Annotated in this window: 1 protein-coding gene; it reads left to right on the top strand. The window is 64.0% G+C overall.

Translation table 11 applies throughout. The features are described 5' to 3' along the window. Window positions 1-747 (top strand): IS982 family transposase (locus ABWU19_RS14965; protein WP_435902422.1); only part of this gene is annotated, 747 nt, incomplete at both ends.

Raw genomic sequence — 747 nt, 5'->3', positions numbered from 1 at the left:
CTGCTACAGCGACGAGCTCATCATCGCCCTGGCCGTCTACCAGCACCTCTGGCGCTTCCGCTACGCCCAGGATCTGCTGTACTGGCTGCGTTCGCATGGGCATCAGGTGCCTGCACCCTCCACCTTCTGTGAACGCAAGGCGCAGCTACTCCGCCAGGTGATTCTGGCCATCAAAGCCCTGACCGGTCTGCTCAACCCCGCCCCCTGTCTGCACATGGATTCCAAGAAGCTGCCCACCGCCGCCCTGGCGCGGGCGAAGCGGGTCAGACTCCCCGGTAGCATCGGTCGTGACCACGCCAACCGTACGTACTTTTACGGGCTGCGCTTACACGCGCTGGTGGATGAGCAGGGCTTTTTGCAACGGGTGCTGCTGGCTCCAGCCCACGCGCATGATGTGGTGGTGGCTGTGCGGCTACTGGAGGGGTTGAGGTATCGGGTTGTCACGGGGGACAGGGGCTATCTGAGCCGGGCGCTCAAGGCGCAGGTAGCCCGGCAGGGGGTGGATCTGATTGCCAAGCACAAGCGGAACATGAGGCCCCATACCCGGCGGGAAGAGTACTTTTTGCGAGGGCACCGGATGGTCGAAAGCGTCTTTTCCAGCCTGGATCGGTGGGGGTTGAGCGAACGCCCCTACCGCAAGACCCGGGGGCTGGTCTTTCACCTCTATGCGGTGCTCCTGGGCTATGGCCTCCTCAAGTTGATGGAGCGCGACCCCGCCTGGCGCCTTCTGGTGGGGCAGTGCGGAAC

The organism is Meiothermus cerbereus (assembly GCF_051297115.1).
Taxonomy (GTDB): domain Bacteria; phylum Deinococcota; class Deinococci; order Deinococcales; family Thermaceae; genus Meiothermus; species Meiothermus cerbereus_A.
This window is presented reverse-complemented; position numbering and strand designations above follow the sequence as displayed.